General features: G+C 36.4%; 31 protein-coding genes. 11 read left to right on the top strand and 20 right to left on the bottom strand.

The features are described 5' to 3' along the window. Positions 1-4 precede the first annotated feature (4 nt). From ABYK18_RS06700 to ABYK18_RS06680, 5 genes are all read left to right on the top strand, one after another. On the top strand, positions 5-613 hold the full coding sequence (locus tag ABYK18_RS06700; RefSeq protein WP_373035882.1) for a hypothetical protein: 609 nt from the start codon (positions 5-7) through the stop codon (positions 611-613). Then, complete coding sequence (locus ABYK18_RS06695) at positions 610-1,257, top strand: tRNA-uridine aminocarboxypropyltransferase (RefSeq protein ID WP_373035881.1); 648 nt, start codon at positions 610-612, stop codon at positions 1,255-1,257. The genes ABYK18_RS06700 and ABYK18_RS06695 overlap by 4 nt, the downstream gene beginning before the upstream one ends. A gap of 9 nt (positions 1,258-1,266) precedes the next feature. Continuing rightward, positions 1,267-2,397 carry an FIST signal transduction protein gene (locus ABYK18_RS06690; RefSeq protein ID WP_373035880.1) on the top strand — a complete coding sequence of 377 codons (1,131 nt, stop codon included), beginning with the start codon at positions 1,267-1,269 and terminating at the stop codon, positions 2,395-2,397. A 7-nt stretch (positions 2,398-2,404) separates the two neighbouring features. Continuing rightward, entirely contained in the window at positions 2,405-3,331 is a 927-nt protein-coding gene (locus ABYK18_RS06685; RefSeq protein ID WP_373035879.1) for a sensor histidine kinase, read from the top strand. A 152-nt stretch (positions 3,332-3,483) separates the two neighbouring features. Beyond that, positions 3,484-3,867 (top strand): cytochrome C, encoded by a 384-nt coding sequence (locus ABYK18_RS06680; RefSeq protein ID WP_373035878.1) that lies wholly within the window; start codon positions 3,484-3,486, stop codon positions 3,865-3,867. A gap of 10 nt (positions 3,868-3,877) precedes the next feature. Here the strand turns inward: ABYK18_RS06680 and ABYK18_RS06675 are convergent, their stop codons facing one another. Genes ABYK18_RS06675 through ABYK18_RS06650 form a run of 6 tightly spaced genes read right to left on the bottom strand, consistent with a single transcriptional unit; the run spans position 3,878 to position 7,466 of the window. Next, positions 3,878-4,552: a YggS family pyridoxal phosphate-dependent enzyme gene (locus ABYK18_RS06675; RefSeq protein ID WP_373035877.1), complete on the bottom strand. Its 675-nt coding sequence runs from the start codon at positions 4,550-4,552 to the stop codon at positions 3,878-3,880. Between the two features lie 3 nt (positions 4,553-4,555). After that, complete coding sequence (rseP, locus tag ABYK18_RS06670; RefSeq protein WP_373035876.1) at positions 4,556-5,608, bottom strand: RIP metalloprotease RseP; 1,053 nt, start codon at positions 5,606-5,608, stop codon at positions 4,556-4,558. After that, complete coding sequence (gene pgsA, locus ABYK18_RS06665) at positions 5,608-6,159, bottom strand: CDP-diacylglycerol--glycerol-3-phosphate 3-phosphatidyltransferase (protein WP_373035875.1); 552 nt, start codon at positions 6,157-6,159, stop codon at positions 5,608-5,610. The genes rseP and pgsA overlap by 1 nt, the downstream gene beginning before the upstream one ends. 49 nt (positions 6,160-6,208) lie before the next feature. Next, entirely contained in the window at positions 6,209-6,532 is a 324-nt protein-coding gene (locus ABYK18_RS06660) for an MTH1187 family thiamine-binding protein (RefSeq protein ID WP_373035874.1), read from the bottom strand. 14 nt (positions 6,533-6,546) lie between these two features. Further along, on the bottom strand, positions 6,547-6,924 hold the full coding sequence (locus tag ABYK18_RS06655) for an ankyrin repeat domain-containing protein (RefSeq protein ID WP_373035873.1): 378 nt from the start codon (positions 6,922-6,924) through the stop codon (positions 6,547-6,549). 14 nt (positions 6,925-6,938) lie between these two features. Next, entirely contained in the window at positions 6,939-7,466 is a 528-nt protein-coding gene (locus ABYK18_RS06650) for a hypothetical protein (protein WP_373035872.1), read from the bottom strand. Between the two features lie 237 nt (positions 7,467-7,703). On the opposite strand from ABYK18_RS06650, the gene ABYK18_RS06645 reads away from it, so the two are divergent. Both ABYK18_RS06645 and ABYK18_RS06640 read left to right on the top strand, forming a co-directional pair. Continuing rightward, on the top strand, positions 7,704-7,850 hold the full coding sequence (locus ABYK18_RS06645; RefSeq protein WP_373035871.1) for a hypothetical protein: 147 nt from the start codon (positions 7,704-7,706) through the stop codon (positions 7,848-7,850). A gap of 149 nt (positions 7,851-7,999) precedes the next feature. Beyond that, complete coding sequence (locus tag ABYK18_RS06640; RefSeq protein ID WP_373035870.1) at positions 8,000-8,284, top strand: cytochrome c; 285 nt, start codon at positions 8,000-8,002, stop codon at positions 8,282-8,284. A 44-nt stretch (positions 8,285-8,328) separates the two neighbouring features. On the opposite strand, the gene ABYK18_RS06635 is transcribed toward ABYK18_RS06640, so the two are convergent. The 11 genes from ABYK18_RS06635 to ABYK18_RS06585 form a co-directional block, all read right to left on the bottom strand. Continuing rightward, positions 8,329-9,096, bottom strand: coding sequence for an enoyl-ACP reductase (locus tag ABYK18_RS06635; protein ID WP_373035869.1), 768 nt, complete (start codon positions 9,094-9,096; stop codon positions 8,329-8,331). 3 nt (positions 9,097-9,099) lie between these two features. Beyond that, the gene (dapA, locus tag ABYK18_RS06630; RefSeq protein ID WP_373035868.1) at positions 9,100-9,993 is read right to left on the bottom strand and encodes a 4-hydroxy-tetrahydrodipicolinate synthase; all 894 of its coding nucleotides are present in this window, start codon (positions 9,991-9,993) and stop codon (positions 9,100-9,102) included. 58 nt (positions 9,994-10,051) lie between these two features. Next, positions 10,052-10,504 carry a hypothetical protein gene (locus ABYK18_RS06625; protein ID WP_373035867.1) on the bottom strand — a complete coding sequence of 151 codons (453 nt, stop codon included), beginning with the start codon at positions 10,502-10,504 and terminating at the stop codon, positions 10,052-10,054. Then, on the bottom strand, positions 10,494-10,910 hold the full coding sequence (locus tag ABYK18_RS06620; RefSeq protein ID WP_373035866.1) for a PaaI family thioesterase: 417 nt from the start codon (positions 10,908-10,910) through the stop codon (positions 10,494-10,496). Before ABYK18_RS06620 ends, ABYK18_RS06625 begins: the two co-directional genes overlap by 11 nt. Positions 10,911-10,925: 15 nt before the next feature. Further along, positions 10,926-11,348: an ACT domain-containing protein gene (locus ABYK18_RS06615; RefSeq protein WP_373035865.1), complete on the bottom strand. Its 423-nt coding sequence runs from the start codon at positions 11,346-11,348 to the stop codon at positions 10,926-10,928. Between the two features lies 1 nt (position 11,349). Further along, positions 11,350-12,642, bottom strand: coding sequence for a phenylacetate--CoA ligase family protein (locus tag ABYK18_RS06610; protein WP_373035864.1), 1,293 nt, complete (start codon positions 12,640-12,642; stop codon positions 11,350-11,352). Then, positions 12,642-13,184, bottom strand: a complete 543-nt coding sequence (locus ABYK18_RS06605) for a 2-oxoacid:acceptor oxidoreductase family protein (protein ID WP_373035863.1) — start codon at positions 13,182-13,184, stop codon at positions 12,642-12,644. The genes ABYK18_RS06610 and ABYK18_RS06605 overlap by 1 nt, the downstream gene beginning before the upstream one ends. A gap of 1 nt (position 13,185) precedes the next feature. After that, positions 13,186-15,012 (bottom strand): thiamine pyrophosphate-dependent enzyme, encoded by a 1,827-nt coding sequence (locus tag ABYK18_RS06600; RefSeq protein WP_373035862.1) that lies wholly within the window; start codon positions 15,010-15,012, stop codon positions 13,186-13,188. Positions 15,013-15,125: 113 nt separating this feature from the next. Continuing rightward, on the bottom strand, positions 15,126-16,502 hold the full coding sequence (locus ABYK18_RS06595) for an OprD family outer membrane porin (protein WP_373035861.1): 1,377 nt from the start codon (positions 16,500-16,502) through the stop codon (positions 15,126-15,128). A gap of 14 nt (positions 16,503-16,516) precedes the next feature. Then, entirely contained in the window at positions 16,517-18,157 is a 1,641-nt protein-coding gene (locus ABYK18_RS06590; RefSeq protein WP_373035860.1) for a sodium:solute symporter, read from the bottom strand. Beyond that, positions 18,157-18,327 (bottom strand): symporter small accessory protein, encoded by a 171-nt coding sequence (locus tag ABYK18_RS06585; protein WP_373035859.1) that lies wholly within the window; start codon positions 18,325-18,327, stop codon positions 18,157-18,159. The genes ABYK18_RS06590 and ABYK18_RS06585 overlap by 1 nt, the downstream gene beginning before the upstream one ends. Positions 18,328-18,578: 251 nt before the next feature. Between ABYK18_RS06585 and ABYK18_RS06580 the strand changes: the two genes are divergently transcribed. Genes ABYK18_RS06580 through ABYK18_RS06570 form a run of 3 tightly spaced genes read left to right on the top strand, consistent with a single transcriptional unit; the run spans position 18,579 to position 21,451 of the window. Beyond that, positions 18,579-20,189 carry a diguanylate cyclase gene (locus tag ABYK18_RS06580; protein WP_373035858.1) on the top strand — a complete coding sequence of 537 codons (1,611 nt, stop codon included), beginning with the start codon at positions 18,579-18,581 and terminating at the stop codon, positions 20,187-20,189. Between the two features lie 20 nt (positions 20,190-20,209). Then, on the top strand, positions 20,210-20,950 hold the full coding sequence (locus ABYK18_RS06575) for a hypothetical protein (protein WP_373035857.1): 741 nt from the start codon (positions 20,210-20,212) through the stop codon (positions 20,948-20,950). Between the two features lie 33 nt (positions 20,951-20,983). Then, entirely contained in the window at positions 20,984-21,451 is a 468-nt protein-coding gene (locus tag ABYK18_RS06570; RefSeq protein WP_373035856.1) for a DsrE family protein, read from the top strand. A 186-nt stretch (positions 21,452-21,637) separates the two neighbouring features. On the opposite strand, the gene blaOXA is transcribed toward ABYK18_RS06570, so the two are convergent. Then, positions 21,638-22,396, bottom strand: coding sequence for a class D beta-lactamase (blaOXA, locus tag ABYK18_RS06565; protein ID WP_373035855.1), 759 nt, complete (start codon positions 22,394-22,396; stop codon positions 21,638-21,640). Positions 22,397-22,479: 83 nt separating this feature from the next. Continuing rightward, on the bottom strand, positions 22,480-22,935 hold the full coding sequence (locus tag ABYK18_RS06560) for a hypothetical protein (RefSeq protein WP_373035854.1): 456 nt from the start codon (positions 22,933-22,935) through the stop codon (positions 22,480-22,482). A 297-nt stretch (positions 22,936-23,232) separates the two neighbouring features. Here ABYK18_RS06560 and ABYK18_RS06555 point away from each other — a divergent pair, with 297 nt between their 5' ends. Beyond that, positions 23,233-23,607 carry a helix-turn-helix transcriptional regulator gene (locus tag ABYK18_RS06555; protein ID WP_373035853.1) on the top strand — a complete coding sequence of 125 codons (375 nt, stop codon included), beginning with the start codon at positions 23,233-23,235 and terminating at the stop codon, positions 23,605-23,607. A 13-nt stretch (positions 23,608-23,620) separates the two neighbouring features. Here the strand turns inward: ABYK18_RS06555 and mnmA are convergent, their stop codons facing one another. Next, on the bottom strand, positions 23,621-24,655 hold the full coding sequence (gene mnmA / locus ABYK18_RS06550) for a tRNA 2-thiouridine(34) synthase MnmA (protein ID WP_373035852.1): 1,035 nt from the start codon (positions 24,653-24,655) through the stop codon (positions 23,621-23,623).

The raw sequence follows: 24,655 nt of genomic DNA, 5'->3' as shown, positions 1-24,655 counted from the left end.
AACTATGAAAAATCTCATTTTAATTTTTTTTACCATTTTTATTTTAGCAGGATGTTCTACAAGCTCTTTGAAACTTAACAAAGACAAAGAGCTTATTCTTAACTACAGTTCCAATGAAGTCTTACTTACAAACAAAATCGTAGATTCAAAATTTTTGAACTTTAAAGACCTCTTTGTGACGATATATAAACTTGAAGATGAAAATGGCAGAGTGCTTTTTTACGAAGATGCAAGAACCGCACTTAACTTTGAGTTTAACTTTAATGGTTTATATACTGTTATGTATATTTTTGATGATAGAAAAAATTATGATTTGGTGTATGAAAGAAATAACCTTATGCTGGTTCAGTTTCACCTAAGAGACAAGAGTCATCTAAACGTAATGATTCAAGCGAGCGATTCACAGGGGTACTTATATGTCTATGGATTTTCAAACAAAGAGTTCATGGAGCTTGCAAACAGAGTAAAAGTAAAAGATGGCGATGAGATACAAGAGTTAAAACATGAAGGAACACTGCTTCATCGTTCATCAGACATTTTGAGTGACTGGAATGATATATTGGTTTTTTTTACACCGCTTATAACGCCTCTTCGTACAATGGAGAGACGTTGAAAACATATTTTGCAGATAGAGAAAAGTGTTACCGATGTTACAGGCCTAAAAGTTCTTGCATGTGTACTCATGTGCAACAAATAAAAACTAAAACAAAATTTGTTATACTTATGCATCCAAAAGAGTTTAAAAAAGTAAAAAACGGGACAGGGCATCTGACCCATTTGTCACTTGGGGATTCTGAGCTTTTTATCGGTGTTGATTTTACCGAGCATAAAAGAATAAATGAGATCATACGAGACTATGACAGTTTTGTTTTATATCCATCACAAGATGCTATAAACCTTTCCAAAGAGAAGCCTGCCGTTGAAAAAGACATGGCTGTTTTTATTATAGACTCTACTTGGTCTTGTTCAGTGAAGATGTTGCGGGATTCTAAAAATCTGCAAGCTTTAAAACATGTGAGTTTTGATTCGACAAAGCTCTCACAGTTTAAGATAAAGCAGCAGCCTGCAGACTTTTGTCTCTCAACCATAGAATCAACTCTCAGTGTTTTGGAGTTGTTAAATAAGTACGGTATTGAAGATTTAAGCAAAGAGGACTTGGATGGATTTTTAAATCCTTTTGAGCAGATGATAGAGTATCAGCAAGAGATAATCGCCAACCCGATTAGTAATGCTGTTAGATTCAAACGAAGACATTAGAGGTAGTTTATGGACATTAAAACTTATCTTTACAAAAACAAAAATTGGAATGAGATGCTCGATGAGGGTATGGATTCTGAAAACACTTTGGTTATCGTGTTTGGAAGTACAAATATCCTAAAAGTAAAAAGCGGGATTGATGATATACTCAAGACATATTCCAAAGCAACAATAATCGGTGCTTCAACTTCCGGTGAAATATACGGCAGTGAGATTTTTCACGATTCCTTGAGTGTATCTGTTGTCCGATTTCAAAAAAGCAGTTTTAAAGTCATAGTCAAAGATATAAGCGAAGCCAACTCATATGAGGTTGGAAAAGAGATTGTAAAAAATCTGCCAAAAGAGGATTTAAAATCAATTTTTCTTTTAAGTAATATTTTAAACGTCAACGGATCTGAATTAACAAAAGGTTTGAGTACAAATATCCCAAAAGATTGTGTCATTTCAGGCGGTCTGGCAGGAGACGGCGTCGAGTTTAACAAGACCTGGATTATGCTTAATTGTCAGTTGATGAAAAAACAGATTTGTGCGGTTGGTTTGTACGGAAAAGACCTGCATGTTCACAGCGGATGTAAAAGTGGCTGGACAAGATTCGGACTTGACAGAAAAGTCACATATTCCGTAGAAAACGTTTTATATACGCTTGATAACAAACCTGCCTTAGAGTTATACAAAAGGTACTTGGGAGATCACGCATCCGAACTTCCGACGTCTGGACTCTACTTTCCTCTTATGTTACTTGAAGAAGGCTATGAGGAGCCGAAACTCAGGGCTATTAAGGCTATAGATGAAGAAAAGAACTCTATAACTCTTGCTGCTAGCATCCCACAAAACAGTATGGTCTCTTTTGCCAAAGCAAACCTTGACGATTTGATCGACAGTTCTCAAGTAGCTGCAGAAAACCTGAAAAAATCTTATGACGGCACTCAAAAAGCCTTATGTGTCTGTATAAGCTGTGTTGCAAGAAAGTTTGTTTTAAAACAAGAAGCAGAAGATGAGATAGAAGTCATAACTGACGTGCTTGGACCAAATGTTTCGACAATCGGGTTTTACTCTTATGGAGAAATCTCACAAATCGCATCAGGCGGCTGCGATTTTCACAATCAGACAATGACTTTGATGCTGATGTATGAATCATAGGACTCTCATGACTGAAAATAGATTATTAAAGAGACAGCTGAAAAAAGCAGGGATAACCTCTTTTGAATCCTTGAATGAAAAAGCATTTAAAAAGCTTCTTAAACAAGTTGAACAATCATATGCAGACAACAGTGATTCACGCCGCATGGTTGAACATTCACTTGATATTGCTTCACAGGAGATGCAAGAGGTTATCAATGAACTGGAAGGTGCACACAGAGATGTTGAAAAAAAAGACAAGTTAATGTTTCAGCAATCTCGTTTTGCTCAGATGGGTGAGATGATAAGCATGATAGCACACCAATGGAGGCAACCTCTTAATATGATAAGCGTGGCTACAGCCTCAATTCAGTTTGATATTTTACTAGATAAAATTGACAAAGACAAACTTTTAGAATCAACAGATAATATATCTAGTTATTCGCAGCACTTAAGTGATACTATAGATGATTTTAGAAACTTTTTCAAACCAAACAAAGTAGTTGAAACAACAACATTCTGTAATGAAATTAAAAGCGTGTTAAATATCATAGGAATATCAATTTTAGAAAAAAATATAGAGTTGATAAAAGAGTTAAACTGTAAAAGTGAATTTAGTATATATTCAAATGAACTAAAACACGTAATCATAAATCTTATAAAAAATTCTGAAGATGCTTTGGTGGAAAATAATGTCCAAAACCCATATATAAAGATAAAAACATATAAAGAGCTAAATACCAGAGTCTTGGAGATAAGTGATAACGGCGGTGGGATATCAAAAAAAAATATTGATAAAATATTTGATCCTTACTTTTCTACTAAAACAAAAAAAAGCGGAACGGGCTTAGGTCTTTATATGAGTAAAATAATTATTGAAGAACATTGTGGAGGTCGTCTGGAAGTAAGTAATAACAGCGATGGAGCGGTGTTTAAAATTATCTTGTCGCACTAATAAATATTTTTTATAGTGATTAAATCAATGCTTTTGTGCTTCTAAAGTTCACTTTCTAAAATATAACATAAATTATAAAATTAATTTATAACCATTTAATAATTAAAAGTGTAACATAGCATATATATAACAAAAAAACCACGGAGAGATAAATGAAGAAAATGATTTTGGCATTGGTTGCAAGTTCGGTACTGGCACTAGCAAATGAAACTACAATAAACGCGACAATGAGTCTAATGACACAAGGGATGAATCAGATTCAAGCTGGTTTTTTATATAGTAACAAAGAAGATATCAAAGGTGGACTTACTGTACTAGAAAATGCAAACGCAATTTTTTCTAAAGTAGATGTATCTACTTTTATTGCACACAACAACAAAATCCAAGTTACTCACAACATCAACAAAAATTTAGATAAAAACATTAAGGGACTAAAAAAAGCTATAGCAGCTGAAAACTATTCAGATGCTACAAGAGAATATGGTGAGCTTACTGCTAACTGTATCGCATGCCACAAAATAGTAAGAGGCTGGTAAGAGCCCCTTATTATTTATTAAACATAATCGAGCCGAGTCTAATCATGTTAGACCCGCACTCTATAGCAAGCTCAAAGTCTCCGCTCATCCCCATAGAACAAATCGTTGCTCCATCTAAAGATTTATAAATCTCATAAGTAGTATCAAAACTCTTTTTAATGATATCTCTGTCATCGCTGTGTGCACCTATGCTCATAACACCTTTTAGGTGGATGTTAGGACACTCTTTTTGAATTTGAATATAAGCTTCTCGTGCATCTTCCGGCATAAAGCCGTGCTTTGATTCTTCTTTCGCAGAGTTTATCTGAAGCAGGGCATCCAGAGTCATATCTCTGGCTTCGAGCTTCTTTTGTAACTCTTGTGCAAGTTCTAAAGAATCCAGTGCATGAAAGAGAGCGGGGTTGATGTCTAAAAGGTTGTTAATCTTGTTTTTTTGCAAGTTGCCGACAAAGTGCCACTCTAAAGGCAAATCTTCAAGCTCGGCAGCTTTTGCTTTTAAATCCTGAACTTTATTCTCGCCAAATGCCCTTTGCCCGATCTCATAAAGCTTCGCTATGTCATCGGCAGTTGAGTACTTACTGATTGCAACCGTTTTTACTATGTGATAGTCGCTGACTTTAAGTCTTGCAGTCTCGACTCTTCTTACTATGTTATCAATGTATATTTTGTATTCTTCAGTATTCATCTTTTACCCCATCAATCTATTAATATCATTATAGAGACCTAGCCCCATAAGTGAAAAAAGTATTACCCATCCGGCAATTGTAAGTTTTATGATTATAGCTTCACTTGCTTCTCTTCTAAAGATAAACTCGTAAAGGTTGAACATAATATGCCCTCCATCAAGCGCAGGAATTGGCAGAAGGTTTAGAACTCCCAAGTTCACCGAGATAAGCGCCGCAAAAAAGAGTACACTCATCCAGCCTGCATCCGTAGCATCTGAAGTAAGTTTTACGATGCTAATAACTCCGCCAAGCTCTTTTGCAGGGACTTCACCGACTATAAGCTTTTTAAGTCCCGTAAATATCATGGTAGATGCAAAGATAGTCTGCTCTGTTGCATAGCTAAGAGTCTCACCGGCACTTAGCTCAAGTTTGTGAGAAACTCCTGCACTTCCGATTCCTATCATCTTCTTTTGGATGACTTCATTGAACATGTTTTTTGTTTCTCTAATGCTAGGAGTAAGTGTTTTAAACTCTACAAAACCATCTCTTAAAATCTCTAAATTTAAAGAACCCTCAGAGTGTTCAATAATCTTAGCCATCTCTTTCCAAGTGGTTATCTTAACGCCGTTTATAGATTTTACTGTGTCGTTAGTTTTAAGCCCGGCTTTTTCTGCAGGAGAGTTCTTGACAACATCACCGATAACGGGAGATAAAATACTCGGTCCGCCTAATGCGATCATAAAGTAAAGGACAAATGCCAGAACAAAGTTAGCAAGAGGTCCTGCAAAAAGAATAAACATCTTTTGCAGAGGAGTCTTTACGTTGTAACTGTCTTCATCAAAGCTTTTCTTGCTCGGATCAGAGTCATCCTGACCTTTCATCCTTACATATCCGCCAAGAGGAATAGCAGAGATGCTCCACTCAGTTCCCCACTTTTTGAACGTCATCATTCTTTTGCCAAAACCGATGCTGAATACTTCTACATAAACACCCATCGCTCTTGCTGCAAAGTAGTGACCTAACTCATGAAAAAATATTAGTGCCGATAAGACTAAGAGGGATACTAAAATACTCATTAAATCTCGTCCTTAAGAAGTGCCTTTCTAAAGCCCCATAGATATTCTAAACCGGAGTAAACAGTAAGTGCAACCGCGAACCATAAAAGCTCGTTTCCAAACTGCCAGTGCATAAGTAAAAAACCTATAGCAATCATCTGTGCCACTGTTTTTACTTTCCCGGCCCATGAAGCTTTTACATCAAGACCTTCGCTGACTGCTATTGTTCTGATTCCAGTGATAAAAAGTTCACGAACGATGATGATATAGATAGCCCAAGCAGAAGCTTCTCCAATCATCATAAGACCTAAAAATGCCGCTAAGGTAAGCATCTTGTCTGCAAGTGGGTCTAAGATGCCGCCAAGCAGAGTCATTTGGTTCCATTCACGAGCTATATAACCGTCAAAAAAGTCAGTAGCAGATGCCAAGACAAAAAGTAAAGATGCAAAGTAGTAGTTCCAAGTAATATGGAAGCCGTTGTCTGTAAATACGGCAGGGTTTAAAATTACCCAAAACATCAACGGCGCTATTAGTATGCGAAGTGATGCTAAGGCATTTGGGAGGTTTAACAAAAAAAGTCCTTGAATTTATAATAACGTGATTTTAGCTTTTTTTTGCTTACTAATGGTTTACTTCCCTGTTTAAAGCTTTTTCAACAGATTCTATTTTAGTTTTGAGTCTGTTTTTTGTGTTTTTACGGATATCAAACTTTAAAGATGAGTAGACTCTCTCACACTCACTCAGTTGTTCATACGCCAGTTCTATAATTGAGAGCGCCTCTTTCATAGTGTCAGTCTCAACTACTGTGCCCATAGGTGTAAGTTGGTAAGATGCGCCCGACTTGTCTATGGCATCTATAATTTTACTGACCTGTGCAGAAACTGAAGAGCCGTCTCTGCAATCATCCGAAGTCGGAAACATGCTAAATTCTAGTAATACACTCATTTACAGCTTCTTTTTTATGACAGTACGTCGTACATATCGACACGACCGAATTTTTGTGCAAGCATTGGAGCTGTGACACCTCTGGCATTTGCGATTGATTTGTCGGCACCTCTATCTACTAAAATCTTGCAAAGGTTTGTCATATCGTCCATAATAGCTTCCATAAGAGGAGTCCAGCCAACACCGTCGATTTTGTTTATGTCTGCACCGTTGTCCAGTAAGAAGTTGACCATATCTGTTCTGTTTCTTCTAATGCCAATGTGAAGAAGCGTCCAGCCGTATTTGTTTTGAATGTTGATGTCATCTAGTTTGGCAACTTCACTCTTAAAAAGCTCTAAGTCATTGTCGTAAACTATTTTTTCAAATTTCTCAAAAGTATTGTTGTCTTGCATATTTTTTCCTTTTATTAAAACATATTTATGATGCCGTAGTCCAGCAGTTCTTCGTACTGCTCTGCAGTCAGTATTGATTTGACCTTTTCTATGCATCTAAGATGAGACTTTGTGAGGTCGGCTTTAAGTTTTGCTATCTCGTCAATCTTTGCGTCGAGGTCTTCTGCCGGAACACCTTTGTATTTTAAAGATATAGCGTCAACCACTTCAAGTTCAAGTTTTTTGACTTTTAAACCCACTTCGGTAATGTAAGGCGTAATTGTTTTTTTGACTTCAAGCAGAGCTTCTATCTGTTTTTTTGAAAGGTTCAACCCAGAACTTGCCGGATGATATAGGCTTAGACCAATCAGGTATGGCAGATTTTTAGGGATTAGAAAATAACTTTTCGGAAAGTCCTCTTTAGATGTAAAGGGACCTGTATTTCCGGCTATTTTTTTAAGTTTTACAAAATCTTCAACAGGAGGGGGCAGATTTGGCTTAGCAAAGAGAGTAGATGCTAATAATAGTGAAACTGATATAAGTGAAACTCGTAAATTTTTCATCATTATTTCCTTTAAAAATTGTTATTAAGAATTGATATTATACATTTGTAAGTGCAACCACAACTTAACACAAGTCAAGTAAAACTTGATATAAGTCAAGATTATCAGTTTTATAAGATAAAGCTTAAAAAAAAATAGTAGTTTAAAAATGAATTGTTATTCAAAAGTTAAATCGGATAAAATTACTCCGATTTAAAAATACTAGAGCGTAAGGCGCTCTTACCAAAGGAAAACAAGATGAAAAAAATCATTTTACTAATCGCATTAACATTAGGTGCTCTTCAGGCAGAGTCAGCAGTTCATTATGACACGACAAATAATGACGACAACTCAGGAATCAGTAAACCTAACTATCCAAATGATGATATTCACTCAGGAAAATAGTCTTATTTTTAAAGTGTAATATTTTACTCCCTTTAGACGCTATTTTATAGCGTCTGTTATTCAACTCATACAAATATCAAATAAATCTAATTTAAGTATCTTATCAAGTCAATTTAGACTATAATATAGGTAAATAACAGGAGGATTGTATGAAAAAATCAATCGTATTATTAGCTATATTAGGTTTAAGTTCATTAGCAATGGCAGATGCATATACAAAGTGTGTGGTGTGTCACGGTAAAACTGGTGAAAAAGCTGCTCTTGGCGGTAAAAGTAAAGTTATTAAAGACATGCCAAAGGCTGATATTGTAGCAGCTATGAAAGGTTATCAAGCCGGTACATACGGCGGAGCTATGAAAGCGATGATGGTTGAACACTCAAAAGGTCTTTCAGAAGCTGATATAAATGCTATTGCGGATAAAATAGGTAAGTAGTTTTAAAAGTTTTCACCTCATAAGAGGTGAAAATTATGTATTGTTTATTGAAAAGATGTTCCACCGTCTACAACGATGGTTTGGCCTGTCAACCATGAAGAGCCGCCTTCACATAAAAAAAGACATGCTCCTGTAAGGTCTGTTGCATCTCCCATACGGCTTAGTGGAGAACGATTTACAACTTCTTGTTTTACTTCCTCATAATTTGGAAATGCTTTTAGTGCATCCGTGTCTATTGGACCGCCGCTTACTGCATTAACACGGATATTCTTTTCACCAAGTTCGGCAGCAGCATATTTTACCATTGTCTCAACAGCAGCTTTATTTGTACCGTGACCTGCATAGTTTGGAGTGTAAACAAGGTTTCCTGTAGAACTCATTGAGATAATGCTTCCGCCACCTGTTTTTTCCATTCTCTTAGCAGCTTCTTGAGCACCGACAACAAAAGCTTCAACAGTTGCAGTCCAGATATTACCTAGACCTTTTGGTTTTAGTCTCATAAACGGTGCAAAACCGCCTACAACTGCGCGACCTGAAATAATAGCGTTAGATATAAAGTAGTCAAGTCTGTCAAAGTCTTCGTCAAACTCTTTATATACATCTTTATATGTAAGAGGTTCTAGGATGTTTAGTTTATAAGCACGAGCTTTAACACCATACTTACTCTCAACATCAGCAATGATATCGTTTGCTGCATCTGCACTAGAAGCATATGTAAATGCTACATCACAACCTTTTGCAGCAAAGGCATAAACGATAGCTTTACCTATACCGCGGGTTCCACCACTTACAAATAATACTCTGTCTTTCATATATTATAGTCCTTTAATATCGTAATTTTTCATTACTTCTTCGATTTTTTTCATATTTTGGGCACTTGGAGCGACAAGTGGAAGTCTGTATTCTAGAGTTTCAATCAGACCTGCGATATACATAGCAGCTTTAATAGGAACAGGGTTTGACTCACAAAACATTACTGCATTAAGCGGGTAAAGTTTGTCGTTGATAGCTTTTGCACCTGCAAAGTCACCTGCTAGAGCAAGTCTTACCAACTCTGATTTAAGATCAGGCATCAGGTTTGAGGTAACAGAAGTGATTCCTGCTCCACCGTTTGCAAGGATAGGGTAGTCGATAGCATCATCGCCTGAAAATACTTTTAGCTCAGGACAACGTGAAAGAAGTTCAACTGTACGCTCTAGTGAACCTGTTGCTTCTTTGATACCATAGATATTTTTACAATCGTTAAAGAGACGTATAGTAGTGTCTGCAGTGATATCAACGCCTGTACGACCAGGAACATTGTAAAGCATAAAAGGCAGTTCGCTTACAGAATCAGCAATAGCTTTATAGTGTTGGTATAGACCTTCTTGAGAGGGTTTGTTATAGTATGGGCTGACAGAAAAGACGGCATCTACACCGCAGTCTTGCGCGCGTTTTGCCGTGTTGATAGCTTCTGCAGTTGAGTTACTGCCTGCACCTGCAAGTACTTTTGTCTTAGTACCTTTACAGACTTCAACTGCTATTTCCATACATCTTATATCTTCATCATATGTAAGTGTAGCGCTCTCACCGGTAGTTCCTACCGGACATACTGCATCCATACCGTTGTCAATCTGTCTTTGTACAAGCGCAGCATAAGTCTGCTCATCAAGTTTTCCATTTTTAAACGGAGTTATCAATGCTGTAGAAGAACCGGTTACTATATTCATTTATTGCCCTTTTTAAATAATGCGCAATTATATCAAAAAACTATTAAAACTGTATTTTCTAACCAGCTAGATATTCTTTAAAATGTAGTTCTATCTTCTCTTTTGAGTAGGAGGTCTCTTTATCCCTTATTTTGTAGACTTTTTTATAAAAGATGTATTTTTCTATGATGTTCATAGTATGAAATTTATCATATATTTTGAGTAGAAAATCACCTTTTATAGATAGGTTTTTGGCTTCAAGTGTTATGAATATTTTGTGCAGATCATCTATCTCTTCAATGGTGTGAGGGTTAATGTCGGAATTTATTATGTAATGAATTTCTTCAACGCTAAAGTCCTTGTTTATGGACTTTGCATAATAATCAAGCAGTACGTTTATCTCTTTATTTCTCTCTTTGTTGTAATCAGCGTGTTGGAGATAGGCATAAAGTTTCGGTTTACTTTTTTGCCAGTTGTAAAGGGTATTTACCTGAACTTCAAATCTGTCACTTATTTCTCTATTATTTAGCATTGTCTAAAGCCTTTTCTTCATCTAAAACATGGTAAGTTCCGGTTGCATATGCTACCAGAGTGTCCTTTGAAAATATCTCAATTGTTGTAAATATAGTTCTCTTTGACTGATTTATAACTCTTGCCTCAGCTTTTAAAACTTCATCTTTTGCAGGTTTTAAGTAGTTGATTTTTATCTCAATTGTTACGGCGCTGAGACCTTTGTCCAGTACGGAAACAGCGGCACACCACCCACAGTGGTCAGCCAAAGTAGCAATAGCACCGCCGTGAACTATGCCAAAATGCTGTTTGTGATGAGGCTCTACATCAAATCCAAGTTGAGCATAACCGTCACCTAAGTCAAGGACTTCACCACCAATAAATTTTAAGAAATCTATATCTCTTTTGTCAATTTCCTGAGCTTTCATAATATCCTTACTAAACTATATTTCTACAAGCAGGTTCACACCTTCTTTTTCAAGCGTCTTAATAGCGTGATTTAACTCTCTATCTGAGACTTTAAATATGAACGCCCCGATTTTAGCGTTTGATAAAGTGTAAGTGTATTCTATATTGATATTTTCTTTTGCAAGTGCTTTTATAACAGAATTAAAGCTGCCGACATGGTCACTCACTTCAACCGCAAACACATCAGTAAAACGAGATGAAAAACCGGCTTCATCTAAAATAGACTTCGCTTTTTCATTATCGTTTACCATTAATCTAAGTATACCAAAATCACTGGCATCAGAGAGGTTAATTGAACTGATAGAGATATTATTTGATGCCAGAAGTGTAGTTATATCACTAAGTTCACCCTTTTTGTTTTCCACAAAGACAGATAATTGCTTTAATATTTTTGACATTTTATACCCTTTTATCTACAACTCTTACGGCTTTGCCCATACTTCGCTCAATACTGCGAGGTTCAACAAGTTTAACATTTGCATTTATGTAGAGGTTGTTTGCAAGCGAGTGTTGTATGTCTTTTTTGATTTTTTCCATCTCGGCGACGGAATCACTTATAACATCTTCGCTTACTTCTACTAAGATATCAATCTTATCAAGATGACCTTTTTTATCTGCAATAATTTGGTAGTTTAGTGTTACACCTTCGGTATTTGCTATAACGTGTTCAACTTGGGACGGGTAGACATTTACACCGTTAACTATAATCATATCATCAACACGACCGACTATGCTCTCCATACGTACTAAAGTTCTTCCGCATCCGCAAGGTTCACGGTGAAGAGAAGTGATGTCTCCGGTACGGTAACGAATAATCGGCAACGCCTGTTTTGTAAGTGAAGTAATAACCAGCTCACCGCGTTCACCATCTGGAAGAACTTCACCTGTTTTATGGTCGATTATCTCAGGAAAGAAATGGTCTTCGTTTACGTGAAGCAGTTTAGAGTGTTTGCAGTTTGAGCTTACACCCGGTCCTATTATCTCGCTAAGTCCGTAAACTTCATGGTAGTCTATTCCCCAAACACGGGAAACTTCTTCTTTAAGACCGTCACTTGTAGGTTCAGCTCCAAATACACCAGCTTTTAGTTTGAAGTCTTTTAGGTAGTCATTGCCTGATTTTTTAGCGGCTTCATACATATGAAGAGCAAAAGACGGAGTAGATGCCATTATGGTTGCGTTGAAATCTTTCATAAGCATTATCTGTCTATCCGTAAAACCGCTGCTTGCAGGGATGGTAGTTGCACCTATCTTTTTAGCGCCACCGTCAAATCCAAGTCCGCCCGTAAAAAGTCCGTAACCATAAGCGTTATGTACAACATCCTCTGCAGTCGTTCCAGCCATTGTGAAGACTCTAGCCATTACTTCATCCCAGACGTCCATATCTGATTGAGTGTATCCTACAACAGTAGGTTTTCCCGTAGTACCGCTTGAACTGTGGACTCTTACCACTTCACTCATCGGCACTGTAAAAAGTCCGAAAGGATAGTGGTTTCTTAAGTCCTGTTTTTTTGTAAAGGGCAGTTTTTGTATATCTTTGAGAGAAGTGATGTCTTTAGGTGAGATGCCGAGTTCTTTGAACTTTTCCTTGTAAAAAGGTGTAAGCTCATAGACTCTTGTAACGGTGTCTTGCAGTCTTTTTAGTTGAGTTTGTTCTATCTTTTCTCTTGATTCGCCTTCTATTTTATTCCACATTATTTCAACTCCTTGGCATCTTTCATAGCTTTGTCTAAAATCTCAATATTTTGAGCTGCTACTTTTGCATTCATCTGAGTAATAGCAGTTTTTATTTCCTCTATGCTAAATGGAAATTTTTTGTCATTTACAAGAGCAAAACCCAGCATGTATACATTTAGCCCTTGAATAGGAAACTCTCCATTTTCAGCTTTTTTAAAAGCATCTACTTTGGCAAATCCTTTAAATGGAAGAGCAGGGTAATCATCTTTGTCCTTTGCATTTGTTACCATTGTAGCATCTAGTTTTAAATATGCAACATTTCTAAGCCCCTCATTTCTCTCCAGTGCTATCATCAAATCGGCTTGATTTTTATCGATTACCGGGTTGGTAAAGTCGCCAATCTTGATGTCACAAGAAACCGCTCCACCTCTTTGACTCATACCATGGTTTTCAGTTCCCAAAAAAGCGATGTTTCGGTTACCTGCACAGATGGCTAAAACTTTTACAAGAAAAACAACACCTTGACCGCCAAAACCGGCAATTACTATTTGATATTTCATCTTAGTTACCTCTTTTTAAGTAGTCAAAATCTTGTACAAACGCATCTGTAGGACATACTACATCCAGACATCCGCCGCAGCCTGCACAAAGAAAAGGGTCTATCTCAATGACTCCGTCATCATTGTAAGCCATAGGAGGACATTTATAAACTGTTGTACATTGGTCACAGGCAACACAAAGATCAGGATCGACTTTTGCAAAGATATTTGGAATGAATTCAGGAGCTCTCTCTCTGTCTAAGATACAAAACTCTCTTACAACTACGACGGTTGGTCCTGTTGCACTTTTATGTACTTCTTTTACCTCTCTAAAGAAGTCTATGTTATCTTGCATCTCATAAGAGTATTGATGCTCCATACAATCAATTCCCATACCTTCTACAATCTTTTTGATGTCGATATTTTTGTTACTTCTTGAAGGTGTAGTCTGACGGCCTGTCATTGCTATTGTTGAGTTGTCAAGGATGACAAGTATAAATTTGTGGTTTTGATATACGGCATTTAAAAGCGGCGGGATGCCCGAGTGAAAAAATGTCCCGTCACCGATAGTCGCAACCGTAGTCTTATCTGGGTCGCTTATGGAAAAACCGCTTGCCATGGAGACGCTTGCACCCATACAAAGGATAGTGTCTATTGCCCCTTGAGCAAGAGCCAGAGTATAACAGCCTATGTCTGATGGATAGATGGCTTTTTTCTTTTTAAAGACTTTTGTAATAGCGTAGTAAACATCACGGTGAGGACAGCCAGGACAAAGTGCCGGAGGTCTTGCTTCTATGTCAAAGTCAAGTGACGGCGGAGTTGCATAGATATTTTCACCCTCATAAAGACCGATATTTTGGAATGCTTTTAAAATCTCTTCTTTGCTCATTTCATCAATTTGGTGAATAGAGTTTGTGTTCTTGCCATATACATTAGGAGCTGCAATCTGCTCTTCTACACAAGGATACGGCTCTTCAACGACTAAAACTTTGTCATAAGACTTGAATCTTTCTTGCATCTGCTCCACAGGAAGAGGGTAAGGCATCAGAACTTTGACAACATCAGCATCTAGCCCGAGGTCGCTAAGGGTTTCTTTTACAAAACCGTGACCTGTCCCACTTGTTATGATAAGAGTATTTTTTCCTTCACACTCGTCAAATTCAGGCTTTAGTAGATGCTCCCAGTTGTACTCTTTGATGACCTCGATGCGGTTTAACTGCTCGATGCCCTGAGCAAATCTGCCATCACGAGGAACTGCACCCCAGCGTGGAACATTACGCTGAAATTCGCCTTTGTTTGGTCTGAAGTTTGTTTCTTCATCCATCTCTATGATTTCACGGGCATGACAAACACGCATAACCGGGCGGAGCATTACAGGGATTTGGAATTTTTCTGATAGCTCAACACCGTATCTTGTAAGGTCATAGGCATCTTGTGGAGTTGCAGGGTCTAAAACAGGGATACGTGCAAACTTTGCAAATACACGAGAGTCCTGTTCAGTCTGAGAAGAGTGAAAGCCCGGGTCATCAGCGGCAATAAGAAGCATACCGCCAAGGTTTCCGATGTAAGCGGCACTCATAAGAGCATCGCTTGCAACATTCAGTCCGACTTGCTTCATGGTAGCGCAAGTGCGTTTGCCTGCAATGGCACCCGCATAAGCTACTTCAAAACCGACTTTTTCGTTCGTTCCCCACTCGGCATATATATCTAAGTTTAGTTTGTACTTGATTTTTTGAACTTCGCTTAGTATCTCACTTGACGGAGTTCCGGGATATCCGCTAACCATATCAACATTTGCATGAATAAGTCCCCAAGCAATTGCGTCATTTCCCATTAATGTTTGTTTCATAAAATTCTCACTCATAATTATTAATCTATAAAAGATTTCTTAATGATAATTTACACAATAATTGTATAATAATTCCTTAAACTAAGGATTATTAATACAATTATTGAGAATTACTAAAATTTATAGTACGCTATTAAACGATATTCATCAAAACTTAGTCGCGTAGTACCGCCTAAGTCAAACCAATCTCTTGGAAAGTTTGCACGTGCACGTAGTTTAAAGTTTTTTGTCACTTTGTAGATGAAGTCTAAATCAACTTCTTTTGTTTTCCAAGAGTATCCGCTTTGGTAACCGTTGTATTTGCCGATGTCATATTCAAAGTACTTAACCATTGCAAGTAAGTCTATACCTGTAAGTGGTTTAAACTGATAATCAACTCCTGCCATATATGAAGACGTATCTCCAAAGTTGGCGTGAAGTGCACCTTGAGAGATGATGAAAGGATTTGCTCCACCCATTGCATTTACGATACCACCGTCTAAAACGCTTCCAGCAGATGCAGGAGTGTTTACGTAACGAAGGTCTATTCCTAAGCCGTTATCCAGTGAAGCTTTTAGCATCGCACCGTATTGAGTACTATCTACATCTAATGCTCCGCTTCCAGTATCAAATGCTTTTCCTAAAAGATTGTCTCCAACGCTGTCTTGCTTTGTGTAAAACAGAGCTGCAAATGTATTTACACTGCCTAGTTTGCCTTTATAGCTTGCTTTGGCAACAACAATATTCATAATGTCATGTATGTATTGATCCCAGATAGAGAAAGTAAAACCTTTAAGACCGGTGTATTTAACATTTAGGTATGTCATACCAGCTGTTGATTTGTTGTTTGTAGAACCTAAATAAACATCTGCAATGTTTTCAAACTGACCTACCTGATAACCCGGGCCAAAGCCATAGAGTAAACTTAGTCTTGTAAGGGAACTGCTTGGATTAAGTACACCGTTTGCAACCGGAACTGAGTTTGCAAAACCGTTTGTCTGAACTCTGCTGATATGACCTAACTCAAGCTTAGTATCGGTGATATCGCTGTTTTTTACAACTAGACCTTCAAATGTATTTGGCAGCATCCTGAAGTTATTTGGTGCTGCAAATGGAGTGTTTATACTTTGCTGACCAAATCTAAAAGATGTCTTTCCTGCCGTATAACCGATATAAGCTTCACCTAAAACACTATAGCCGTTGCCGTCTGCGCCAAAAAGTGTGTTGTCGTTTTCATTGGCAGTTGAAGATTTTTCATCTATTTTGTTTGTAGTGTAAAATGTAGCACCTGCATCAAAACCGTAGTACTTAGCCGTTTTATAGCCTAAGTGTCCGCCAACTGAGAGACCGTCACGGGTTTGTGTCGCTGCACCGTCATAACTACGGTTGATGTAAAAAGATTTTAACTCTCCTTGAACTTTACCTTTGGCAAAAGCTTCTTCAATCGTATCTGCCGATACACTCACACCGGCACTTAAAAGTGCGGCCAATATTAAACTTCTTTTCTTCATACTTCTTCCTTTTTTTAGTCGTTAAAACATTTATTTAGATGTGCTTCATCCATTTTTTTAGTCATTAAAGATACAACTATAGCCGTCATGATAGACAACGGCAGTGCAATCATAAGTGCATCTACAAAGATTATATCTCCGCTTAGCAGTGAGTGTTTTCCAAATATAGCTTTTGCAACTCCAAGTGATTTTGCTTCTTTGAAGTGAACAAAAAGAAGCCAAAAGCTTGATATAAATAGACCGACTATCATAGAAGAGATAGCCCCCGTTTTTGTCATCCCTTTCCAGAACAAGCCCCCGATAAAGCTTGGAAGAAAGATACTCGCACATAGAGCGAAAAATATTGCAGTAGAGCGGGCGATGATTGCAGGTTGATCATCAAAAGCGTAAGCAAGACTCACAGAAAAGATAATCATCAAAACAACACCAAGTCTGGTTACTGTTACAGAGTTGTGCTCTTTTTTGCTTATCTGCTCAAACAAGTCGCGTCCTACAGCAGTCCCCATAGTATGAAACTGAGAAGACAAGGTACTCATAGCAGCAGATATAAGTGCAAACAAAAATATAAATGCAAACCATTTTGGCATTGCAGTATTTATGAAGTGAGGGATTACCTTACCGATTGCACCTGCACTTTGAAGTGCGTTTTTACCTTCGTTGAACTCATAATACCAAGCGTTTGAGAGTGCTCCTACTATAAAGATGATTCCCGTCATCGCAACTATAAATACAGAACCTATAAGAACTGCACGGTTTAACTCCTGTTTTGACTTAACAGTCATAAATCTGACTATGAGTTGCGGCTGTGCAAGAACACCGATGCCAACACCCATGGTAATAGTAGTGATTACAAATAACCAGCCCTTACTTAAAAACACAGGCATCGAGTTCCAACCTTCAAACCCCCATAGAAGAGAAAGCTTCATCATAAAGTCAGGTGAACCCGGTTTTAAATCTTTTATGTTCGTAGATGCAAGGTGGTCTATGACCGTTACTTTCCAAACATGGTCAAGTTTAGTAAATGCCGCATCTATACCGCCAAGAGAATCAAAGGTAACTACTATCAGAATAATCATCGCTATAAACATGATGCTTCCTTGAAGTGCATCTGTGAGCATTACCCCTTTTAGCCCGCCTGCGATAACATAAGCTGTGATGATTATAGAAAAGACCATAAGTGACATATGATAATCTGTTCCAAAGTAAAGAGCGATAAACTGTGTGCCGCCTATAAGAACCGCAGTTGCATAAAGCGGCATAAAGAGCAGGATGATAGCCGCTCCAAAAACCTGGATGAACTTTGAGTCAAATCTTTTTGCTAGAAGTTCCGGAAATGTGTGAGCATTCAGACGGTAACCCATCTTTCTTGTCGGATTTCCCAAAAAAACAAACGCGATAAAGATACCTACAAAGATGTTAAACACCGTAAGCCAAAGCAGAGAGTTTCCAAGCCAGGCAGCGACTCCGCCAAAACCGACTATAGCCGCAGTAGATATAAAAGTAGCTCCGTAACTCAGTGCCATGATGAATGGATGCGTGTTGCGACCTGCTACAAGATAATCTTCCGTACTCTTAGTCTGTTTGTATCCTTTAAAGCCCAAGTAACCCAAAACGGCCAAATAGAGGATGATGATTATGTTTTCAAAAATACCCATTACAGTTCATCCTCTATCTCTTTTTCAGTCTTGTTCCACTCTTTAACAAATTCAGGCGGTTTCACATACCCGTCCTTGTTCCAGTTGATTGCTCCATAGATAACACTGGCTAGTGTGCTGATTATCATGAGAGTAAAAGCCATATTGACCCCAAAATCAAAATATTCCATTTCTTCCCTTTAATTATTTGTATGATTTTACAAATATTGAAATTTTCAATAGCAATATTCTAATTATTGGAATAAATATTGTATTGTTTTCAAATCACTACAATTATTGCAAAGCTAAGCATAAATTAATATTAAAGCATTATAAAAAGTTATAGTTTTTTTTTAAACTGCAGTTAAAGTAAAGTATCATGGTTTTTTAGTGTTTTTTAGATAGAATTTATTAAAATTTAAAATAAAACGTGGATTAGTTAATGCCTTCTATTAGAATAAGAATTATTCTTTTAACATTTTTTTCATTGCTTTTTTTGCTATTTGCTATTGTAAACGAGTATCTTCATGTCGAAAATGATGTGTTAACTTCTCAAAAATCATTAAGTGTTGTGGAAAAACTATCTTGCGTTTCACAGCTTATACACTCTCTTCAAAAAGAGAGAGGCTTAACATCTATATATCTGCTAAATCATGATATAGATTTTTACGACAAGCTTACACAACAAAGAAAGATTACTGACAGCAAATTGAAAAGTAATCAGGAATTTGTTGATTTATCAAGCAACATACAAAAGATAAGAAATAGTGTAGATGCAAATGCTTCTAATGCAAATGAGATTAGATGTGACATTATCAAAGGACTCTACACTGTAGAAATTGATAAGTTATTGTTAAATATTTCACTTGAGTTGACAGAACTAAGACATGCAAAAGAGATTTCTCATCAACTTTATGCAATCCTATATCTTCTAAAAGCACGGGAAAATTTAGGAATATTGAGAGCCGATACTCTATGCTATTATGAAAAAAACAAACTAAGCCAGAGTGAAATCTTAAAAAGCAGTTATCAGTTTGATATTTTTATTGGACAACTAGACTACTTTAAAGCTCATATAAAAAAGACTCCATACGATGCAAGTAAATATCAAAACGATGAATTTTTAAAACCTGTAAAATTACAAATAGCTTCAATAGTAAAAGAAGGAAAACTTTTAGATAGAAGTTCTTCTTTATCTTGGTGGACAGATATGACATCAGCGATAGATTCTATGAAAAAGACAGAAGACACTATCTTTAAAAAAATAAAAGAGTATTCACAACATAACATACATGTAAATGAGAGAAATCTTTTTTGGTATTTAACAGTGGCTTTAGTAGCATTATTGTTGATAAGCGTCTTGACAATTTCAACAGTAGTTCGTATCTTGAGAGCATCATCTTCTTTAATTAGCTCTTTAAATAAAGTTGAACAGACACAAGATTTTAGTTTACGCTTATGTGTAAAATCTAAAGATGAGTTTGGTCAGCTGAGCTCTTCTGTAAATAAACTTTTAAGCTATACGAATCAAATCCTAAAAGAAAAAGAGAGATTGGCATCTATTGATTTACTTACCGGATTGATGAATAGGCGCAGTTTTATAGCAATAGCAGAGAAAGAGATTGCTCGTAGTAATCGTCATGGACAACCACTTTCGCTAATATTTTGTGATATAGATAATTTTAAATTTATCAACGATAATCATGGACATAATGTTGGTGATGATGTACTAAAATCTTTTGCAAATATTTTATCTCTGTACATTCGCAAAAATGACTATCTTGCAAGGTGGGGCGGAGAGGAATTTTTGGTTCTGGCTCCTGAGACAAATGAAGCTCAAGCTGCTAAACTTGCAGAAAGTTTGAGACAGATGACAGAAAAACTATGCATGCAGAAGATAAACGGCATAACATGCAGTTTCGGTGTGGCTCAGTTGAAAAAAAATGAATCCTTGGAAAGTTTACACAAGAGAGCAGACCACGCTATGTACAGTGCCAAAAAGCTTGGAAGAAATCAAGTTTGCGTTGCAAGCGCTAATGATTTGAGAGAGTAATAAAAAGATATAATTTTGCTATGATAAAAAAAATAATAATAAATAAAAAATATTACGGCACTATAGAGCTTGCCAAGACAAAAAATGCTTACAACATCTTCATATCTGTCATACGTGCTTATAAAGCAAATGAGTATATTTCATTAAGAACTATCTATTCAGAAGAAAAGTTAAAAAGTTTTGAGAGTTATAAGAGCGGCGGTTTTGAATATGAGCTGCAAGAGCTGGATATGTACATAGAACTATCTAAACTACTCAACTTTACATCAGCAGATGCCAAAAAGCTAAAAGAGCAGATGGAGTTTGTAAAAGACGATGCTTTTGTGCATCTGAACATTTCGAAGAGCTTGGTACTCTTTAACAAAAAGAAGCAAAGCAAAGCTAAAAAGTCATACCTCTTTTGGGATATAGAGAACTTCTCAAACATCTCTCCCATGTTTAGTGACATCATAGAGCCCTTAAAGATAGAAGACGAACATATTTACATCTCATGTAACCCAGACTCACTTTATCTCTTCAGAGCAGAGTGGGAAGCAGATCTTTTTGACTTTTCAAAAACATTTAACTCTTTTAACTTCACAAAATGCGACCACGGTAAAAACGTGGCCGACGGAGTTCTGCTGGAGAATTTCAAAGACCTAAAAGCCAGAGATGCAAACATATATCTAATGACTTACGACAGAGAACTAAAAGAGAGGTTCAAAGATGCCTGCCATGAGAGCAATAACTTGTATGCTTTAGAGAGAAAGATACTCTACTAAAATACATTCTAAATATATAAAATAAGGAAAAAAATGAACTGGATAAAAGCAATGATTGTGATATGCATACTTGGAACAAGCATGATGTATGCGGATGAAGCAAAAGCTGTTTATGACGTGACAAGCGGTGATAGTGCTAAAATTGAGAAACATATGATTAAAAGTATCAAAAATGTTTACAAACATTACAAAGGACAAAATAAAGAAGTTAAGACAATTGTGGTGATTTCCGGTGATGCCTATAAGTATTTCATAAGAGATTTGTCAGACTCTCCATATGCTAAAGATAAAAGTGCCACTGAGATACAACCTAAGTTTATATCTGCATTAAAAGAACTTAACGACCGTTATAACGTAACATTTAAAATGTGTTCAGCAGGGATGAAAGCAAGAGGAATCAAGCAAGAAACAATATACAAATTTGTTCACGCAGATGCAATAAAAAATGTTTATCTTATAGACGCACAAAATGACGGATATGCGTACATCCCTGTACATTAAATTATAGAGCTTCAAAGATGCTTGCCATAAGAGCAATAACTTGTATGCTTTAGAGAGGAAGATATTGTATTAGGAACTGCTAGATAGATGATAGTTAAAAGTGGAGATTCATTCACAGGGGTGTGTGACGACTGTATTGAGAAATAAGTCGTTGCTAGGCTACTTATTTTTCTCTCCTAGTACTTGTTATATGATGTTTTTGCTTCTTAAAGCTTCCATTACAATTTGCTTTCTATATTCAAGCTTATCTTTCGTTACATCTGCATTCAATGCAAAAAACCAAACTCCATTTTTCGTTTCTACATAGCCAACATACCAACCAATTTTTCCAGAAAATCCACTTTTTGCTTTTATAATATAATTTTCTTTTTTTTCAACTGTTAATATTTTTTTGGTGATATCAATATATTGTTGCTTAAACGGTAATTCATTTTTATATAACTTTTTTAGAAATTCTATTTGTTCTATAGCTGATATTTTTATATCACCATCCAACCAAAATGTTGTTACCTTGGAACCTGTCTTGTGATTACCATAATTTATATTTTTCAGATAAGTTAAATACTTATCATTGCCTATTTCTTTTGCAAATTTTTGATAGCACCATATACATGAAACTGAAATAGCACTTTGTAAAGTTTGGTCTTTGTTCCAAGAGCTATAAGAGCGAACTTTTCCATCCCATTTTATAATTTCATTTTCATTTTTTATAACTTTTTCTTCTAAGGCAATAAGTGTATTTATTATTTTAAATGTTGAAGCAGGTATATACCCTTTAATAGCTCTCTGCTTATTGTATATATATTTTACATCATCATTTAATGCGGATATAACTATTGTACCGTTTAATTTACTTTTATCAAAAATACTTGTTAAATCATTGTCTTGTGCAATGGCTAGATTTAAGATAAGACTAATGAGTAAAATTACTCTTTTAAAGTTCATTGTTTTCCTTCATATAACGTTTAAATACACCAATAAAGTACCTGTGGCACTTTATTGGTGTGCTATGTTTTGTTATTTGTTTTTCAAAGTTCACTACATTTATCCTTATAAGTTGAGCAAATACGGTATTGATAATCAATAATAGGGTATACATTGGGTAGTTTTTCTGGTAAGTTTGGCATAGTTATAAAAAATTCGATTTCTTTATCTTTTACCGCTAATAAAGATGAAACCATATGTGTAAATAGTTTGTTTTCGCAAAAAAGTCTAATAATCGCACTGTTTATATCAAATTTAATAAAACCAATAGGGTATTTGTTGTTCATATCAATTGACGGTATTTCTAAAACATCTACACGTACCTGTTTAAATGGGAAACTACCATAATCGTCTACTACTGTTACCAGTGTATCATAGTAAAGAAATGTTCCACTATCATCAATATCAACTGATAAGTTTATACCTGCTGTGTATGGAGTTGTTTGTATCCAAAAGTTTTCATTATTTTTAAGTTCTTCATATGAAGGTGCTTGGTTCATAAAGTCTTCCTTTACACATAACTATTTGTTCAAGGAACAGTATAACACAAATACCTACTAATATGATTATTTAAGGTACATTTAATATGTTCCTTAAAAATTGGAAATATCGTTAATTTTATGACAAATTGTCCCTTAAGTATAAGGTGTATATTATGGAAGTGAAAAAGAAACTTTTAGATATTGTTCGTAATTTTTTTTACGAAAAACTGCCAAATTTAACACCGCGGTTGACGCAACATAAGCAACTAAGAATATAATAACTGATATATAGACTTTCAAGCAAAAGGATAAAACTTGTCTCTAATCACTCTTGAATACGTAGATGCTCTTGACTCAAACAATGAAAAAAAAGTTTTGGAATTTTCTGTCAGCTTACTTAAAGAACCGATAAACAAAGGTTCGCTTTTTGTCATAAAGGTTGATGGTGAGTCAATGGAACCTGTGATTAAAGATTGTACACTTGTTGTTGCTGATCTTTCTCAAAGAGAAGTTGTAGATGCTGGTATATACTTGGTCTATTATGAGAACAAAATGTGGATAAAAAAAGCTAAACAAGAATCAGATGGCATGACATTTGTATCTATTAACAAAGCCTATTCGCATCTAGTATACAAAGAAGAGGAAGTTCGTGTAGTAGCTAAGGCTGTTTTGTCTTTTAACAGCCTCTAAGATATTATAAATGCTATTGAAACGTCTTCTTTATAAACCCACTACCTAAAACCTTGTTTCCATCATAAAAAACAGAGACTTGTCCCGTAGCTACTCCGTCTACATTTGTATCTAGGTATATCATGGCTTCACTATCTTCTATAACTACTTTACAAGGTATTTTAAAAGTTCTGTATCTTAGTTTTACACTACACTCAAACTCTTGCTTGTCTATGAAAAGGTTAAGTGTGTCTATGCGTACTTTTGAGATGCCAAGGTCGTCTTTTTTACAGACTACTATGGTGTTAGCATCCGGGTCTATCTCTTTAACATAGTGAGGCTCATGTGCGCCATGGACTGTGAAGCCTTTTCTTTTTCCTATGGTGTAGTGCATGTAGCCTTTGTGATGACCGACTTCATTTCCATCAGCATCTAGAGCGATGCCGGGCAGGTCTATGTCTGTATGTTTTTTGATGATGTCTGTGTAGACATTTTCAACAAAACATATCTCTTGAGACTCTTTTTTTTGGGCTATGTCTCTTATGGCGGGCAGGGTGCTTCCGAGTTTTACGATGTCCGTTTTTTTGTACTTGTTCATAGGGAAGATGAGATGCTTTAAGACATCCTGCTTTATCTGTGCAAGAAAGTAGCTCTGGTCTTTTGTGTCATCTTCAGCTTCATAGATAAACTCGCCGTCTGTTTTTGCGTAGTGTCCTGTTGCCAAAAAGTCAGCGCCAAGTTCTTTTGAAAAGTCAAAGAGTGCTCCAAACTTGATGGTGCGGTTGCACTTTACACACGGGTTTGGAGTCTTGCCTTTGATGTACTCGCCTACGAAGTAGTCATAGACCTCTTCTTGAAACTTGGCGCTAAGGTCAAGCACATGATGCTCGATGCCAAGAGATTCGGCAACTTTTTTCCCGGATGCTATGTTGTTTTCATGGTAGCCTTCTATGAGGTCGTGAAGTTTCATGTAAACACCTATGACCTCGAAACCATCCTGTTGAAGCAGATACGCCGTGACGGAAGAATCTATTCCGCCGCTCATACCTACTATTACTTTCTTTTTCAT

The organism is Sulfurimonas sp. (assembly GCF_041563495.1).
GTDB lineage: Bacteria > Campylobacterota > Campylobacteria > Campylobacterales > Sulfurimonadaceae > Sulfurimonas.
Note: the sequence above shows the minus strand (reverse complement) of the source record. Positions and strands in the feature narration are given on the sequence as shown.

Excerpts from the sequence above, each read along its gene's own strand:
- ABYK18_RS06700 (WP_373035882.1), top strand. The coding sequence starts at position 5 with ATGAAAAATCTCATTTTAATTTTTTTTACCATTTTTATTTTAGCAGGA.
- ABYK18_RS06690 (WP_373035880.1), top strand. The coding sequence starts at position 1,267 with ATGGACATTAAAACTTATCTTTACAAAAACAAAAATTGGAATGAGATG.
- ABYK18_RS06685 (WP_373035879.1), top strand. The coding sequence starts at position 2,405 with ATGACTGAAAATAGATTATTAAAGAGACAGCTGAAAAAAGCAGGGATA.
- ABYK18_RS06680 (WP_373035878.1), top strand. The coding sequence starts at position 3,484 with ATGAAGAAAATGATTTTGGCATTGGTTGCAAGTTCGGTACTGGCACTA.
- ABYK18_RS06675 (WP_373035877.1), bottom strand. The coding sequence starts at position 4,552 with ATGAATACTGAAGAATACAAAATATACATTGATAACATAGTAAGAAGA.
- rseP (WP_373035876.1), bottom strand. The coding sequence starts at position 5,608 with ATGAGTATTTTAGTATCCCTCTTAGTCTTATCGGCACTAATATTTTTT.
- ABYK18_RS06660 (WP_373035874.1), bottom strand. The coding sequence starts at position 6,532 with ATGAGTGTATTACTAGAATTTAGCATGTTTCCGACTTCGGATGATTGC.
- ABYK18_RS06655 (WP_373035873.1), bottom strand. The coding sequence starts at position 6,924 with ATGCAAGACAACAATACTTTTGAGAAATTTGAAAAAATAGTTTACGAC.
- ABYK18_RS06650 (WP_373035872.1), bottom strand. The coding sequence starts at position 7,466 with ATGAAAAATTTACGAGTTTCACTTATATCAGTTTCACTATTATTAGCA.
- ABYK18_RS06645 (WP_373035871.1), top strand. The coding sequence starts at position 7,704 with ATGAAAAAAATCATTTTACTAATCGCATTAACATTAGGTGCTCTTCAG.
- ABYK18_RS06640 (WP_373035870.1), top strand. The coding sequence starts at position 8,000 with ATGAAAAAATCAATCGTATTATTAGCTATATTAGGTTTAAGTTCATTA.
- ABYK18_RS06635 (WP_373035869.1), bottom strand. The coding sequence starts at position 9,096 with ATGAAAGACAGAGTATTATTTGTAAGTGGTGGAACCCGCGGTATAGGT.
- dapA (WP_373035868.1), bottom strand. The coding sequence starts at position 9,993 with ATGAATATAGTAACCGGTTCTTCTACAGCATTGATAACTCCGTTTAAA.
- ABYK18_RS06625 (WP_373035867.1), bottom strand. The coding sequence starts at position 10,504 with ATGCTAAATAATAGAGAAATAAGTGACAGATTTGAAGTTCAGGTAAAT.
- ABYK18_RS06620 (WP_373035866.1), bottom strand. The coding sequence starts at position 10,910 with ATGAAAGCTCAGGAAATTGACAAAAGAGATATAGATTTCTTAAAATTT.
- ABYK18_RS06615 (WP_373035865.1), bottom strand. The coding sequence starts at position 11,348 with ATGTCAAAAATATTAAAGCAATTATCTGTCTTTGTGGAAAACAAAAAG.
- ABYK18_RS06610 (WP_373035864.1), bottom strand. The coding sequence starts at position 12,642 with ATGTGGAATAAAATAGAAGGCGAATCAAGAGAAAAGATAGAACAAACT.
- ABYK18_RS06605 (WP_373035863.1), bottom strand. The coding sequence starts at position 13,184 with ATGAAATATCAAATAGTAATTGCCGGTTTTGGCGGTCAAGGTGTTGTT.
- ABYK18_RS06600 (WP_373035862.1), bottom strand. The coding sequence starts at position 15,012 with ATGAAACAAACATTAATGGGAAATGACGCAATTGCTTGGGGACTTATT.
- ABYK18_RS06595 (WP_373035861.1), bottom strand. The coding sequence starts at position 16,502 with ATGAAGAAAAGAAGTTTAATATTGGCCGCACTTTTAAGTGCCGGTGTG.
- ABYK18_RS06590 (WP_373035860.1), bottom strand. The coding sequence starts at position 18,157 with ATGGGTATTTTTGAAAACATAATCATCATCCTCTATTTGGCCGTTTTG.
- ABYK18_RS06585 (WP_373035859.1), bottom strand. The coding sequence starts at position 18,327 with ATGGAATATTTTGATTTTGGGGTCAATATGGCTTTTACTCTCATGATA.
- ABYK18_RS06580 (WP_373035858.1), top strand. The coding sequence starts at position 18,579 with ATGCCTTCTATTAGAATAAGAATTATTCTTTTAACATTTTTTTCATTG.
- ABYK18_RS06575 (WP_373035857.1), top strand. The coding sequence starts at position 20,210 with ATGATAAAAAAAATAATAATAAATAAAAAATATTACGGCACTATAGAG.
- ABYK18_RS06570 (WP_373035856.1), top strand. The coding sequence starts at position 20,984 with ATGAACTGGATAAAAGCAATGATTGTGATATGCATACTTGGAACAAGC.
- blaOXA (WP_373035855.1), bottom strand. The coding sequence starts at position 22,396 with ATGAACTTTAAAAGAGTAATTTTACTCATTAGTCTTATCTTAAATCTA.
- ABYK18_RS06560 (WP_373035854.1), bottom strand. The coding sequence starts at position 22,935 with ATGAACCAAGCACCTTCATATGAAGAACTTAAAAATAATGAAAACTTT.
- mnmA (WP_373035852.1), bottom strand. The coding sequence starts at position 24,655 with ATGAAAAAGAAAGTAATAGTAGGTATGAGCGGCGGAATAGATTCTTCC.